At 72.9% G+C, this 15,144-nt stretch carries 9 protein-coding genes; 5 read left to right on the top strand and 4 right to left on the bottom strand.

The annotated features are described in order from the left end of the window. Window positions 1–223: 223 nt before the first annotated feature. The 4 genes from ACSGDB_RS03630 to sufU all read left to right on the top strand — a co-directional run bounded on the left by ACSGDB_RS03630 (window position 224) and on the right by sufU (window position 7,386). Window positions 224–2,833, top strand: coding sequence for a LuxR C-terminal-related transcriptional regulator (locus ACSGDB_RS03630; RefSeq protein ID WP_434992912.1), 2,610 nt, complete (start codon window positions 224–226; stop codon window positions 2,831–2,833). Beyond that, the gene (locus tag ACSGDB_RS03625) at window positions 2,833–5,502 is read left to right on the top strand and encodes a LuxR C-terminal-related transcriptional regulator (RefSeq protein ID WP_434992911.1); all 2,670 of its coding nucleotides are present in this window, start codon (window positions 2,833–2,835) and stop codon (window positions 5,500–5,502) included. The genes ACSGDB_RS03630 and ACSGDB_RS03625 overlap by 1 nt, the downstream gene beginning before the upstream one ends. 115 nt (window positions 5,503–5,617) lie before the next feature. Further along, window positions 5,618–6,937: an aminotransferase class V-fold PLP-dependent enzyme gene (locus tag ACSGDB_RS03620; RefSeq protein WP_434992909.1), complete on the top strand. Its 1,320-nt coding sequence runs from the start codon at window positions 5,618–5,620 to the stop codon at window positions 6,935–6,937. Next, entirely contained in the window at window positions 6,934–7,386 is a 453-nt protein-coding gene (gene sufU, locus ACSGDB_RS03615) for a Fe-S cluster assembly sulfur transfer protein SufU (protein WP_434992906.1), read from the top strand. Before ACSGDB_RS03620 ends, sufU begins: the two co-directional genes overlap by 4 nt. A 53-nt stretch (window positions 7,387–7,439) precedes the next feature. On the opposite strand, the gene ACSGDB_RS03610 is transcribed toward sufU, so the two are convergent. The 4 genes from ACSGDB_RS03610 to ACSGDB_RS03595 are packed head-to-tail and all read right to left on the bottom strand — an operon-like array spanning window position 7,440 to window position 11,311. Further along, entirely contained in the window at window positions 7,440–9,113 is a 1,674-nt protein-coding gene (locus ACSGDB_RS03610; protein WP_434992905.1) for a sensor histidine kinase, read from the bottom strand. Between the two features lie 9 nt (window positions 9,114–9,122). Continuing rightward, entirely contained in the window at window positions 9,123–10,499 is a 1,377-nt protein-coding gene (gene nhaA / locus ACSGDB_RS03605) for a Na+/H+ antiporter NhaA (RefSeq protein WP_434992904.1), read from the bottom strand. A 37-nt stretch (window positions 10,500–10,536) separates the two neighbouring features. Further along, the gene (locus ACSGDB_RS03600; protein WP_434992902.1) at window positions 10,537–10,758 is read right to left on the bottom strand and encodes an SCO4848 family membrane protein; all 222 of its coding nucleotides are present in this window, start codon (window positions 10,756–10,758) and stop codon (window positions 10,537–10,539) included. Window positions 10,759–10,813: 55 nt separating this feature from the next. Continuing rightward, window positions 10,814–11,311, bottom strand: a complete 498-nt coding sequence (locus tag ACSGDB_RS03595) for a DUF2505 domain-containing protein (protein ID WP_434992901.1) — start codon at window positions 11,309–11,311, stop codon at window positions 10,814–10,816. A 216-nt stretch (window positions 11,312–11,527) separates the two neighbouring features. On the opposite strand from ACSGDB_RS03595, the gene mfd reads away from it, so the two are divergent. Beyond that, complete coding sequence (mfd, locus tag ACSGDB_RS03590; RefSeq protein ID WP_434992900.1) at window positions 11,528–15,127, top strand: transcription-repair coupling factor; 3,600 nt, start codon at window positions 11,528–11,530, stop codon at window positions 15,125–15,127. The last annotated feature ends 17 nt before the right edge of the window (window positions 15,128–15,144 follow it).

Raw genomic sequence — 15,144 nt, 5'->3', positions numbered from 1 at the left:
ACCACTCGTTAAGTACCGGTGCGGGTAGACAACCGGGTGAACTCGCGTATGATTCGGCGAAACCAGCGTAGAACGCGGCGGGCCCCTCCCGGGGCGGGCGGGGGAGTCGAGGACCAGTCATGCGGTCGATGGGGATGGGCGATGACGGAGCACACGGACACGGGGCGCCCACGGCAAGCGGGACAGCACCGGCCCGGTGCCTGCCACGGGCTCGGTGCGCTCCATGCCTGACCTCGTGACACAGGGCGCCTGGCCCCTCGTGGGGCGCAGCGCCGAGACGGACCGGGTGCGCGCCGCCCTCCTCGATGAGGTGGGCTCGGGCGTCCTGCTCGTGGGAGCCCCCGGACAGGGCAAGACGGCGGTCGCCCGGCACGCCGTGAACACCCTGCCCGCGCAGCAGGAGGTGCTGTACATCCGGGGCTCCAGTCTCGGTGCCCCCGTGGCCTACAGTGCGCTGACCGTGCTCCTCGTCGATCTCGACGACGCCGTGACCCGGAGTCCCCTCATCCTGCTCACTGCACTCCAGGCGCTGTTCTCCGGGATGCCTGGCGACCGACCCGTCGTCGTCGTCGACAATGTCGCGGAACTGGACCCGGAATCCGCCACGGTCCTGGCCCACCTGGCCTCCGCGGGGTCCGTGCGGCTCGTGGTCACCACCGAGCAGATCCGGCGCACCCCCGAACCCTTCCTCGAACTGTGGCGGAACCAGGCGTTCGCCCGGGTGGACATCGAACCACTCACGCTCGACCAGACCCGGGACCTGCTGCGGGAGGTCCTCGGAGGCGAGGTGTCCCGCGCCCTCACGGTCGCCCTGTGGCGGGCGAGCAACGGGACGGCGGGTGACCTCCGCACCCTCCTGCCGCTGGTGCTGGAGTCCGGGCAGGCACGACGCCGGGACGGGATCTGGACGCAGGGCCGGGAGCGGCCGGGAGCCGGTGTCCCCGGCGTCGTCCCGAGCGCGTTCGACGGCACGGCAGGCGCCACACGCAAGGGCCTCGCCCTCCTGTCCGTGGTCGGGGCGATGCCCCTGCGGATGCTCCTCGAGCACGTCCCGCGGGAGGAGGTGGACGCGCTGCAGCAGGGCGGCGTGATCCGCGTGCACCGCGGCGCGGACCCGTCGGTGACCGTCGCGCAGCCGTTCGCCGCCGCCACGTTCAGGGCCACCCTGGCCCGGTCCCCGGAGCCCGCGCTCCTCGCGGTGCTCGACAGGATCGACGGGAGCGGGGACCTGCCGCCCGCCCCGCGGGTCGAGCTCACGGCCTGGCTCCTCGACACCGGAGCGGCCGTCCCGGACCACCGGCTCCTCCAGGCGGCGGAGCACGCGCACCGGCTCGGGGACCCCGGCGCGGCGCGGCGCTTCCTCGATGCACTCGGAGACTGGCGGCGGCACCCGGCCGGCGTCGTCGGCTACGCGCGCCTGCCCCTCGACCGCGCCGACACCCTCGCCGTCCGCTCCGCCCTCGAGACGCTCCTGCAGGATCCCGGGCTCACCCCGGTGGACCGGACGGAACTTCGCCTGGCGGACGCACGCCTGCGACTGCGCTCCGACCCCGGGGACGAGGCCCTGCCCGAGGTGTTGCGACGGTGCGAGGCCGACTGTTCGTCCGTGGCGGAGGCGGAGCGGGCGCCCCTGGCGGACGAGCTGGCGCTCCTGCGCGTCGAGCTGAGCCTCGTCACCGGCCGCTACGCCACGGTCATCCGCGACGCGTCCGGTCTGGCCCCCTCCCTCCTCGACGCGTCGTCGACGGCGCTCCGGGCGAAGGCCATGCTCCTGACCGCCCTCGCCGTGACCGGGCAGCACGAGCGCGTCGACGTGCTCGCAGCGGCCCTGGCCGACGGCCCGCGGTCCGCCGCCCCCCGCGACAGGCAGGAAGCGCACCGGAGCGCCCTCCTGGCCCTCGCCCTGGCGGGCCGCGTCGACGAGGTGGTCCAGCGCCTCCGCAGCGACCCGTCCTCACGCCACGACGACCAGGACGAGGTGTGGGCGGAGGCCCTGGCGGGCATCCTGCTCGCCGGGGCCGGCCGCAGCCGGGAGGCTCAGCGGCTGCTCCTGCCGGCGCTGGCCGAGCTGGGACGGGAGGACCGCTCGGGGCTGCTGCCCGCCGCCGAGGCCGCCGCCGCCTACGCGTACGCACTGGACGGCCAGGACGAGCGCGCCCGGGGCTACCTCGACGGCGGGCGTCAGCAGGGCCGGGACGCCGGCCGGCTCGCCGGACGGCTCGCCGACTACTTCGCGGACCTCACGGGATCCCTGCTCGAGGACCAGGGGAGCGCCGCCCAGGCGATGCTGCGCTCCGCGGACCGCGAGCGGTCCCTCGGCAGCAGGGGCCTCGAACTCGTCTACCTGCTGCAGGCCGTGCGGCTCGGGGAGGCGTCCGCGGCCCACCGGCTGCTGGTGTGTTCCGGCGAGGTCACCGGTCCGCTCGCCCACCTGGCACGGTTCTTCAGCAAGGGCGTCCTCTCCCAGGACGCGGCACTGCTGCTGGAGGCGTCCGAGGCGGCCCTCGCCGCCGGCCACCACGACCTCGCCGGCTCCTCCTCCCTGCTCGCCGTCCAGTTGCGTGCGCCCGAGGACGATCCCCTGATCTTCGTCCGGGCCGAACAGATCCTCCGGCAGACCTCCGTGGAGCGGCGGCGGTCCCTGACCCGCCAGGCGCTGACTGACCGCGAACGCGCCGTGGCCCGGATGGTGGCGCGCGGCGCCTCGAACAGGGACATCGCCGCCGCGGAGCACCTGTCCATCCGCACCGCGGAGGGCTACGTGCACCGGGCGATGTCGAAGCTGGGCGTGCACAACCGCAGGCAGCTCCGCTCCGTGTTCGGGAGTCGATGATGGACGCGAACGAGGGGCTGCGCATACCGGGCGGGAGGACCGGGCTCGTGAGGACGGTGGTCGACGGGCTGGCGGCCTGCGATGCCGTCGGCGTGCTGCTCGTGGGAGAGGAGGGCATCGGCAAGACCGCGATCACGCGCCGGGTCTCCCACGAACTCGCGGCCGTCCGGGTGATCCCCGTGCGGGGCGGGACCGGGCTGCGCACCATCCCCTACGGGGCCCTGTCGCGGTACCTCGTGGGGCTCGCGCCGGAGGACGCCGGGTCCGCCTCCGCGGTCCTGCGCCACTTCCTGCGGCACATCACCCCGGAGCTGAAGGCCCAGGCCCCGCCCGTGATCCTCGTCGACGACGCCCACGCCCTCGACAACGAGTCCGCACTGCTCATCATGCAGCTGGCCACGGCCCGCAAGGTGAGGATCCTGGCCACCGCTCGCCAGGTACCGGGACCCGTGGGGGAGTTCGCCCGTGCCGCGAAGGACGGCCTGCTGGCGCATCACGCCGTCGAGCCGCTGACCCTCCCCGACGTCCGGGAGCTGTGCGCGCAGGTGCTCGGCGGCCCGGTCCTCACCGGCACCGCCCGCATGCTGGCCGCGACCACCCGCGGGAACCCCCTCCTGCTGACCATGCTCCTCGAGCAGTTCAGGGACGAGGGGTACATCGTCCCGAGGAACGGTGTGTGGCGCGCGCGGGGGCTCCGCCCCGCCGTCGGCGCGCCGCTGGCGGATCTCCTGCTGCACGGGCTCGGCGAGCGCAGCCGCGCAGAACTCGATGCCCTCGAGTCCGTCGCGGTCGGGGAGCCGATCCCGTTGGCCTCCCTCGAAGCCGCCGTGGAGCGGGGGGTCCTCGCACGGCTGGCGCAGGAGCGGCTGATCGAGATCGACGCCGGTCACGGGCAGCTCGTCTCCCTCCGGCACCCCCTGCACGCCGAAGCGCTGCGCGGCCGCATCCCCGCCGTCCGCGCCCTGGAGCGGGCGGGCACCGCGGGGTCCCGGACGCCCGGCGACCCGGAAGGGCTCGCCGCCTGGGTGGCCTCGGCCCTCAGGGCGCCCTTGCCGGTCGCGGACGACGTCCTGCTGCGCTCGGCGCGGGTCGCGAACCGGTTCCACGACCAGCGCCTGGCGCTGGATGCGCTCACCGCGGTGCAGGATCCCGCGCCCACGCCGTCCTACCTGCTCGAGACGGCGTGGATGCAGGGCGCCGCCGGCAACCACCGGCTCGCCCGGGAGCTCCTCGACGAGGCCCTCCGGTCGGTGGAGGACCCCACCGTCGCGCGCGACGGGGCCGCCCTCTCCCTGTCCCTGTACCGCCATGTTCCCGACGGCGGACGCGCACTGCACGCCGACGTCGAGCGCTGGGCCGGCCTGCTGGAGGACGGGACGGCCCACTCCGACAGCGGTCCGCGGACACGGGAAGCCGCCGGCGCCGCGGTGCGCCTGCTCCGCACCGCCGTCGGGACCCTGGGCGGGGACCTGCGCGGAGCACAGGCCCTGGAGGAGACGCCGGTGGATCCGGACCTGCCGGGCGAGGTGCGGCTGGGCCACCACACCCTTCTCGCGCATGCGCTCACGCGGTCGGGGCGGCCCCTGGCGGCGTCCGCCGTCCTCGACGAGGCCCGGTCGGTGCTCGGGGAGGACCCCGAGCACCTCCTGACCTATCGCGACGCCGTGTCCGGCGAGCACCTGCTGGCCCTCGTCGGCGCGGGCGCGTGGGACGCCGCCCGCGACTGCTTCCACCGGTGCTACCCGCCGGAGGCCGAGCATGCCTTCCTCCTCAGTGGCTGGCTCGACGTCATCGACGGCGCCAGGAGCCTGCAGACCGGCCGTTTCAGCGATGCCCGCGAACACCTGCTGCTGGCGGTCGAGGCCTTCCGCGACAGCGACGGACTGCACCTGATCGACCGGGTCTCCGGGGCCGCGGCCTACGCCTGCGCCCGGGCGGGTGACGCCGCGGGTGCCCGCGCCCTGATCGACGCCCACGGCGCGACCACGCACGGGTCCGACGCCGTCGCCCGCCGCATGGGGGACGCCCACGTCGCGGCCGCGGACGGGTACCTGGGTGCGGAGGACGCCGTCGGGCGCCTCCGGTCGATCGCCGCCCGGGCCGAGGGCCGCGGCGCGCTGCTGGTGGCCGCCACGGCCCTCGACCACGCGGCGGAGCTGGGGGACAGGACGGCGCTGGGCCCGCTCGCGGCGGTGACCCGGGCGTTCGACGGCGAACCCGGCAGCTGCCTGCACCGCTTCGCCGCTGCGGCAGCGGACGGGGACCGCGACGCGCTCGTCGTCGAGAGCGAGGCGTCCCGCCGGCGGGGCTACCTGCCCCTCGCCGTCCGGTGCCTGGAGGAGGCCTCACTCGTCGGTCCGGCCGGCGCCGCGGCGCGTGGCGTCGACCGCCAGCTGGCGGCCCTGCGCACCGAACTCCGCGCGGTGCCCGGCGGCAGCACGGTGCCCTCGGTCCACGAGGCCCTGCTGACGCGCGGGGAGCAGGTGATCGTGAAGCTGGTCGCCGAAGGGCACACCAACCGGGAGATCGCCGAGATCCGGGGGATCTCCACCCGTACGGTCGAGGGACACCTGTACCGCATCTTCGCGAAACTGGGCATCAGCCGGCGCGAGGTCCTGCAGCAGCCGGCCGCCGTGCGGACTTCGGCTCCGCGGCGACCCACGCGCTGACCGGCCGGACTTAGGCAGCACTGGGGTGCCCCGGCCCGCCGGGAGTGGCACGATTAGAGCAGAGAAGCCTTGCGTAATTGGCGCGGGGTCTGCCGGCTGATCCGAGGAGTCCGAAGTGCCCGTGGTCGATACACCCGTCACGCTCACCCCGTCCGACGCCGCGCTGACCGACGCCGAGGTGCACCGCATCCGGAACGACTTCCCGATCCTCGGCACCGAGGTGGACGGCAAGCCGCTCGTCTACCTGGACTCCGGGGCCACCTCCCAGAATCCGGTGAGCGTGCTGGAGGCGGAGCAGGAGTTCTACGAGCAGCGCAACGCGGCGGTGCACCGCGGGTCGCATGCGCTCGCGGTCGACGCCACCGACGCCTACGAGGACGCCCGCGCCGCCGTCGCCCGGTTCATCGGCGCACGCACCGACGAGCTGGTCTGGACCTCCAACGCCACCGAGGGCATCAACCTCGTCGCCTACGCGATGTCCAACGCGAGCCTCGGTCGCGGGGGAGAGGCGGCACGCCGGTTCGCGCTGGGCCCCGGGGACCGCATCGTCGTCACGGAGATGGAACACCACGCCAACCTGATCCCCTGGCAGGAGCTCGCGGCCCGCACGGGCGCCGAACTCCGCTTCGTGCCCGTCGCCGACGACGGCACGCTGCGCCTCGAGGAGGCCGCGGCCGTCATCACCCCGGCCACGAAGCTCGTGGCCTTCTCCCACGCCTCGAACGTCCTCGGCACCATCAACCCGGTGGCCGAGCTCGTGCGCCTCGCGCAGGGCGTCGGCGCCCTCACCCTGCTGGACGCCTGCCAGTCCGTGCCGCACCTGCCCGTCGACGTGAAGGCGCTGGACGTCGACTTCCTCGTGTTCTCCGGCCACAAGATGCTCGGGCCCACCGGCATCGGCGCACTCTACGGCCGCGCCGGCCTGCTCAACGCCCTGCCGCCCTTCCTGACCGGCGGATCGATGATCACCACCGTGACGATGGAGCGGGCGGAGTACCTGCCCTCCCCGAACCGCTTCGAGGCCGGGACGCAGCGCATCTCCCAGGCGATCGCCCTCGGCGCCGCCGCGAACTACCTCACCGAGACCGGCATGCAGCGCATCGAGGACTGGGAGGCGACGCTCGGCGCGCGCCTCGTGCGGGGGCTCGGGGCCATCGAGGGCATCCGCGTGCTCGGACCCGGCGCCGGGATCCCGCGCATCGGGCTGGCCTCGTTCGACGTCGACGGCGTGCACGCCCACGACGTGGGGCAGTTCCTCGACGACAAGGGCATCGCGGTCCGCGTGGGCCACCACTGCGCACAGCCGCTGCACCGCCGCCTCGGGCTCACCGCGACCACCCGCGCGAGCACCTACCTGTACACGACGACGGACGAGGTGGACGCCTTCCTGGACGCCGTCGCGCGTGTCCGTCCCTTCTTTGGAGCACACCGATGAGCACGGGCCTCGAACAGCTGTACCAGCAGATCATCCTCGACCACGCGAAGGCGCGGCACGGCTCGCCGCTGCGGGAGTACGACGGCGCGGGGCGTGCGGGCGAGTCGCACCAGCTCAACCCGGTGTGCGGCGACGAGATCACCCTGCGCGCGGGGGTCGCCGACGGCACCGTGACCTCCGTGAGCTGGGACGGCGCCGGCTGCGCCATCTCCATGGCATCGGCCTCCGTGCTGACCGACCTCGTGCAGGGCCTGCCGCGGGACGAGGCGATCGCGCTCGTGGACGGCTTCCGCGAGGTGATGCGCTCGCGCGGCAGGATCGAGGCCGACGAGGAGGTGCTGGGCGACGCCGCCGCGTTCTCCGGCGTCTCCCGCTTCCCGGCCCGCGTGAAGTGCGCCATGCTCGCGTGGGTGGCCCTCGAGGAGTCCCTGCTGGCGGCCAACGCCTGACGAGCCGCCGCGGGGAGCCGGCCGCGCGAACGCCGCCCGGGGAGGAGCCCCGGTCAGCGCGCCGGCTGCGGGATGCGCAGGCTGAAGCAGGACCCGACGCCCGGCTCGCTCGTCACGGTGATGGTCCCGCCGTGTTCGCTGACGATGCTCTTGGTGATCAGCAGCCCCAGACCCACCCCCTGCACGGTCGAGGACCGGACCGACGAGGACCGGAAGAACCGGTCGAACACCTGGTGCAGTTCCTCGGCCTCGATCCCGATCCCGGTGTCCTCCACCCGGACGGTCAGGCCGTCCTCGTCGAGGCCGGCGTCCAGCGTGATGCTCCCGCCGGGCCGGGTGTACTTGACCGCGTTGCTGAGCAGGTTGTCGACGGCCTGCGCGAGCCGCAGCGGGTCGGCCACGGCCGGCAGGGTCGTGGGCGCGCGGTTCGTCAGTCCCACCCCCGCACGGGCGGCCCGCACGGCGCTCGACGACGACGCCTCGGCCAGGATCCGGCCGACGTCCGTCGGCACGGGGTGCACCTCGAACGTGCCCGCGTTGATCGCCAGCAGATCCTCGACGAGCCGCTCCAGGCGCAGGGCGTTGCGCCGCGCCACCCGGAGGAAGCCGGCCACGCCGTCCGGCAGGTCCGTGCCCCGCTCGAGGCCGAGCTCGAGGTAGCCGAGGATCGACGTCAGGGGCGTCCGGAACTCGTGCGAGACGTTGGAGAGGAAGTCGTCCTTGGCGTGGAGGGCGCGCAGCAGTTCGGTGACGTCGTTGAAGGACACGACGGTGCCGGCGAACGCTCCGTCGTCGTCGTGCATGGCGCGCGAGGAGATGCTCAGGGCGCGCTGGGACCGTCCCGTGCCCACCCACACCTGTTCACCCTCGAGGTCCTCGCCGCCGATCGCGCGGAGGACGGGCCGCCGGTCGGGCGGGATGGGCGTGACCCGGTCCTCGCCGAAGATCAGCAGCTCGGCCTCGGCGGGATCGTCGTTGCCCGGCGGCGCCGCGGCGGCGTGGCCCTCGCGTTGCCGGGAGTTCATGAGGATGTCGTCGCCGTGGGCGTCCACCGCGAGCACCCCCACGCTCACGGTGTCCAGGACGGTCCCGAGCAGCCGCTCGCGTGCCCGGCCGGCCTTCACGCTCTCCTGCAGGGCGGCCTGGGACGCCCGGAGGGCTGCCTGCCGCCGCCGGTTGTCCTTCGTCAGCTCGCTGACGAACCACGCGAGCCCGGTGAGCATGATGGGGAGCAGGATCGGGTCCACGAAGGAACCGAGGGTCACCGGACCGGGCCGGGCGACGAGCGGGAACCAGATGATCGCCAGGGAGGCGACGAAAGTAACCGCGACGGCCGAGGCCGTCCGCACCCGGGAGGCGGCGATCCAGACCACCGGGAAGGCGGCGAGCAGGCCGACGCCGGAGAGTGCCTCGCCCGCCGCCGCCCGGGCCAGCCCGATGGCCACGAAGTCGAGCAGGGGCATCAGGATCACCCAGCGGCTGGAGATCCTGGACCACGGCAGGGTGCAGCACAGCACCAGGACCGCGAGGTTCAGCAGCCACCCGGCGAGGAACACGGCCGTCGAATCCAGGGCCTCGCGCTGGGCGAGGCCCACTCCCACCGCGAGGGTGAACGTGATGGTGAGGGCGAGTTCGCTGAAGATGATGCGGCGCCGCCGGTTCCGGGCCCGTCGCCGGCCGGGCGCCTCGACGTCGTCCCCCATGCGCGGCCGGCCGCTGTCCGTCATGGACCGATCCTAGTTGCCGCGATCCTCGAAGACGTCCGGGATGCCGTCCGCGTCGGAGTCGATCTTCTCCTCCTCGTCGAGCCGCCGGTAACGCTTGTTGCGGGCGCGCAGCACCACGCTCGCCAGGAGGGCCGCCAGGAGGGACGCGCTCAGGATGGCGACCTTCGCGTGGTCGTCGTGCTCGCTGCCCGCGCCGAAGCTGAGATCGTTCACCAGCAGGGAGACGGTGAAGCCCACGCCGGCGAGGATGCCGACGCCGAGCAGGTCCCACCAGCTGAGGTCGGGGTCGAGGTTCGCCCGGGTTGTCCGGGTCACGATGAACGTGGTCAGCAGCACGCCGATGGGCTTGCCGAGGACCAGGCCGAGCACGATCCCGATGAACACCGGGTCGGTGATCGCCGACATGAAGCCTGCGGCACCGCCGATCGCCACCCCGGCCGAGAAGAAGGCGAAGACCGGGACGGCGAAGCCCGTGGAGAGCGGACGGAAGCGGTGTTCGAAGACCTCGGCGAGGCCGGGCTTGTCCGGGCGGGGCGGCACGGTCTTCCCGTCGCGCTTGCGCAGCACCGGCACGCAGAATCCGAGCAGCACGCCCGCGACCGTCGCATGGACGCCCGAGGCGTGCATGAGGGCCCACGTGGCGAAGCCGAGGGGCAGGAGGATGAGCCAGGGGCCGCGCGTGGTGCTGCCGAAGAACTTCGGCCGGCGCTGGGCGAGCAGCGCGAACAGACCGAGGGGCAGGAGCATCCACAGCAGGAAGACGAGCTTGACGTCCTCGGAGTAGAAGAACGCGATGATCGCGATCGCGATGAGGTCGTCGACCACCGCGAGGGTCAGCAGGAAGACCCGCAGGGCCCCGGGCAGGTGCGAGCTGATGACCGCGAGCACGGCCAGCGCGAACGCGATGTCCGTCGCGGTGGGGATGGCCCAGCCGCGCAGGGTCTCCGGGGAGGACAGGTTGACGGCCGTGTAGATGAGCGCGGGCACGACGACGCCGCCGAAGGCCGCGGCCACGGGGACGATGGCCCGGCTGATCTGCCGGAGGTCGCCGGCCACGAACTCGCGTTTGAGTTCCAGCCCGACGAGGAAGAAGAACACCGCCAGGAGGCCGTCCGACGCCCACTGGCCGACGGAGAGTTCCAGGTGCCACGGCTCGTAACCGAACTCGAAGTCGCGGATGGCGAAGTAGGAGTCGGCGAACGGGGAGTTGGCCCAGATGATCGCGAGGCTCGCGGCGATCAGCAGGAGGATGCCGCCCACGGTCTCCTTGCGGAGGATCTCCGTGATGCGGAGGTACTCGGGGTAGCTGGAGCGCTGCAGGATCACCGACTGGTTCTTGGGGTTCTTCGGGTTCTTCGGATCCTCGGGGGACTCGTCGTGGGCCATCAGGTCTCCTGGGTGGGGCGGGCTGCTGCGGGGATCGTCAGGCGACGAGGGTGCGGACGCCGATGACGGCGGTCGCGGCGCCGAGGATCATCGACGTGGAGATGAGCATGAGGTGCACCGTCAGGAACCGCGTGGCGGCACCGTTCTCGTCCCGGGCGCGCGGGTCCTTGAGGACGCGCCGCAGGAACGGCGGCCAGACGATGAGCGTCCAGACGCCGGCGAGGATCAGGATGAGGGCGAGGGGGGTGGGGAGCTGCATGGCGTGCGGTGATCTTCCGGTTCGGCGGGGAGGGAACGGGTGGCGTGGCCCCGGGTCAGCGGCTCTCGAGCCATTTCCGGGCCTCGACGGCCTGGACGTTCAGCGCCTTGCCGATCATCGGCTCGGCGGCGCCGGCGATCTTGCCCCCGAGGAAGGGGACGGAGGAGGTGACGTTCCCCTGCAGGTCGACGACGGTGTCCGTGCCCCGGGCGATCAGGCGCTGCACGGCGGCGACGTTCAGCGGGACGCCCGCGACCGTCATCTCGAGCGTCGCCTCGCGTGAGCCGTCCGCGGACGGTGCGCTCCACTGCTCCGTCTGCGTGACGGAGAGGGTCTCGCCGACGAACTTGCGGGCCATGTCGGGGAGCCGGTGGGTGGGCATGGTGCGCACCGCCGTCAGGGTGAAGGGGCCGGAGGTGTCGCCGTCGACCGTGAGGGACTCGAGGGACCCGCCGACGTACTCGCTCATGTGGCGGACGAAACCCTCGTCCGTGAAGACGCCGAGCACCGTCCCGGCGTCGTAGGGGAGCGTGGTGGACGCGTTCAAAGCCATGGTTCCTCCGAAGGATGCACGGGTGGGTGCCGCATGGCGGCACGGTCAGGGGTCTCCCGCAATCCTACGGCCTGGCCTCCGCCGGTGTGCCCGCGATTACATGCCAGGGGGAGCGTCGGCGGGGCTTGGTAGTGTGGCATCATCCCCGGGAACGCGCCATGTTTCCGGGCTTTCGTGCTGTCATCACCCCGCCCTTCCCCCGAGGAGTCCCACCAGATGAGCCTGAACGGATTGCGCGCGGCGCTCGCCGAGGATGCGTCCTACGCGCGCGTGCTGACCAACGCGTCGCGCCCCGTCGAGGAGCGCAGCGCGGACCTGCAGATCGGCGCCCCCGCCGGGATGCGCGCGCCCCTTCTCGCCGAGATGGTCGACGGCCTCGACACCGTCCCGGCGACCGGCGACCCGGGCAGCGCGGTGCCGGTGGTGCTGGCGATCACCGCGACGGGCCGCGAGGCGGAGGACCTCGCCGCTGCGCTGCGCAGCTACCTGCCGGAGAGCGCCATCGAGGAGTTCCCCAGCTGGGAGACCCTCCCGCACGAGCGGCTCTCGCCGCGCTCGGACACCGTGGGCCGGCGCCTGTCGGTGCTGCGCCGGCTGGCGCACCCGGAGGGGTCGCCCGTCCGGGTCATCACCGCGCCCATCCGCGCGGTCGTGCAGCCGCTCGTCGCCGGTCTCGGCGACCTCGAACCGGTCTCCCTGAAGGTCGGCGACGAGATCGCCTTCTCCGACGTCGTCCGGGCCCTCTCCGACGCCGCGTACGCACGCGTGGACATGGTCACGCACCGCGGGGAGTTCGCGGTCCGCGGCGGCATCATCGACGTGTTCCCGCCCACCGAGGACCATCCGGTCCGCGTGGACTTCTTCGGCGACGAGGTGGACCAGATGCGCTGGTTCGCGGTCGCCGACCAGCGCTCCCTCACCTCCGGCGAACCGCCGACCGCCCTCTACGCCCCGCCCTGCCGGGAGATCCTCATCACCCCCTCCGTGATGTCCCGGGCCGCGAGGCTGCAGTCCGAACTGCCGGCGGCCGCGTCCATGCTGGAGAAGATCGCCGGCGGGATCGCCGTCGAGGGCATGGAATCCCTCGCCCCCGTTCTCGTCGACGCGATGGTGCCGTTCGTGGGCGAGCTGCCGGCGGGCTCGATCGCCGTCGTCCTCGAACCGGAGAAGGTCCGCACGCGGGCGCACGACCTCGCGGCGACGAACGAGGAGTTCCTCGCGGCCGCGTGGTCCACGGCGTCCGACGGCGGCGCCGCTCCGCTGGACCTCGGCGGCGCACTGGGCGCCGACCTGCAGGCGGCGAGTTTCCGGTCCCTCGCCGAGACCCGGGCCACGGCGCTCGCCTCCTCGGTCGCCTGGTGGGGCATCACGTCTTTCGGGGCCGACGAGGAGCTGGCCGACGTCGACAGCTTCACGCTGCACGCACGCGAACCGCGCGGGTACCAGGGCGACGTCGCCGAGATGATGGACTTCATCGGGGGGCGGGTCCGCGACCAGTGGCGCGTCGTGGTCGCCACGGAGGGCCCCGGCCCGGCGCAGCGCCTCGCGGAACTCTTCCACGACAACGACATCCCCACGAGCCGCGTCGACTCCCTCGACACCGCGCCGCAGCCGGGCATCATCGAGATCACGACGGCGTGCGCCGGCCGCGGCTTCGTGGTGGACGGGCTCAAGCTGGGCCTGCTCACGGAGGCGGACCTGCTCGGCCGCACGAGCGCCTCGGGCACGCGCGACATGCGCAAGATGCCGTCGCGGCGCCGCAACGCCGTCGACCCCCTGCAGCTCAGGGAGGGCGACTTCGTGGTCCACGAGCAGCACGGCGTCGCGAGGTTCGTGGAACTGCTGCAGCGCTCCACCGGGGCCGGGCCCACCCGGACCACCCGCGAGTACCTGGTGCTCGAGTACGCGCCGTCCAAGCGCGGCGCCCCCGGGGACCGCCTGTTCGTGCCGACCGACCAGCTGGACCAGGTGACGCGCTACGTGGGCGGCGACGCCCCGGCGCTGAGCAAGATGGGCGGCTCCGACTGGAGCAAGACCAAGAACCAGGCCCGGAAGGCCGTCAAGGAGATCGCCGGCGAGCTCATCCGCCTCTACTCCGCCCGCATGGCGTCCAAGGGCTACGCGTTCGGCCCCGACACGCCCTGGCAGCGCGAACTCGAGGAGGCGTTCCCGTACGTCGAGACACCCGACCAGCTGACCACCATCAACGAGGTCAAGGCGGACATGGAGCGCGAGGTCCCCATGGACCGGCTGGTCTCCGGCGACGTGGGCTACGGCAAGACGGAGATCGCCGTCCGTGCCGCGTTCAAGGCCGTGCAGGACGGCAAGCAGGTGGCCGTGCTGGTCCCCACCACGCTGCTGGTCCAGCAGCACTTCGAGACGTTCTCGGAGCGGTTCTCCGGCTTCCCGGTGCGCGTCCGCGCCCTCTCGCGCTTCCAGACGGCCAAGGAGTCGCGCGAGACGGCCGCGGGCCTGACCTCGGGCGCCGTCGACGTCGTCATCGGCACGCACCGCCTGCTGTCGAAGGAGACCGCGTTCAAGGACCTCGGACTGGTGATCGTGGACGAGGAGCAGCGCTTCGGCGTGGAACACAAGGAGGCGCTGAAGAAGATGCGCACCAACGTCGACGTCCTCGCGATGAGCGCCACCCCCATCCCGCGCACCCTCGAGATGTCCCTGACCGGGATCCGCGAGACCTCGACCCTCGCCACGCCCCCGGAGGAGCGCCACCCGGTCCTCACCTACGTGGGCCCGTACACGGACAAGCAGGCCTCCGCCGCCATCCGACGCGAACTGATGCGCGAGGGCCAGGTGTTCTTCGTGCACAACCGTGTCTCCTCGATCGACCGTACGGCCGCGCAGCTCCGGGAGCTCGTGCCCGAGGCCCGGGTGGCCGTGGCGCACGGCCAGATGACGGAGTCCCGGCTCGAGCAGATCATCGTGGACTTCTGGGAGAAGCGCTTCGACGTCCTCGTCTGCACCACGATCATCGAGACGGGCCTGGACATCTCCAACGCGAACACCCTGATCGTGGACCGCGCCGACTCCTACGGGCTGTCCCAGCTGCACCAGCTCCGCGGCCGCGTGGGCCGTGGGCGGGAGCGGGCCTACGCGTACTTCCTGTACCCGTCGGAGAAGCCGCTCGGTGAGGTGGCCCTCGAGCGCCTCAAGGCCGTGGCGTCCCACAACGAACTGGGCGCGGGCATGCAGCTGGCCATGAAGGACCTCGAGATCCGCGGGGCGGGCAACATGCTGGGCGGCGAGCAGTCCGGGCACATCCAGGGCGTCGGGTTCGACCTCTACATCAGGCTGGTCGGCGAGGCCGTGGCGTCCTTCCGCGGGGAGGCCGAGGAGAAGGCCGCGGAGATGACGATCGAACTGCCGATCAACGCGCACCTGCCGCACGACTACGTGCCGGGGGAGCGGCTCCGCCTCGAGGCCTACCGGAAGCTGGCGTCCGCCGTCACGGACGAGGCGATCGACGCCGTCGTCGCCGAGCTCCACGACCGCTACGGGGAGCCGCCCGCGGCCGTGGAGAACCTCATCTCCGTGGCCCGCTTCCGGGTGTCCGCCCGGGCCCTCGGCCTCACGGACGTGGCGCTGCAGGGCAACTTCATCAAGTTCGCCCCCGCGGACCTGCCGGAGTCCAAGCAAATGCGCCTGATGCGGATGTACCCGGGCGCGGCCGTGAAGCCCGCGCTCAACGCGGTGCTGGTCCCGAAGCCGAAGACCGCGAGGATCGGCGGGCGGGACCTCGTGGACGCCGACATCCTGGACTGGGCGAAGAACGTCCTCGACTCGGTGTTCAGCGCGTAGGCGCCGGACGCGGAAGA

Origin of the sequence: Arthrobacter sp. Ld5, from assembly GCF_051172775.1 — a bacterium.
In the GTDB taxonomy this organism is placed as follows: domain Bacteria; phylum Actinomycetota; class Actinomycetes; order Actinomycetales; family Micrococcaceae; genus Arthrobacter_D.
The sequence above is the reverse complement of the archived record's forward strand: the minus strand, read 5'-3'. Positions and strand labels throughout refer to the sequence as shown.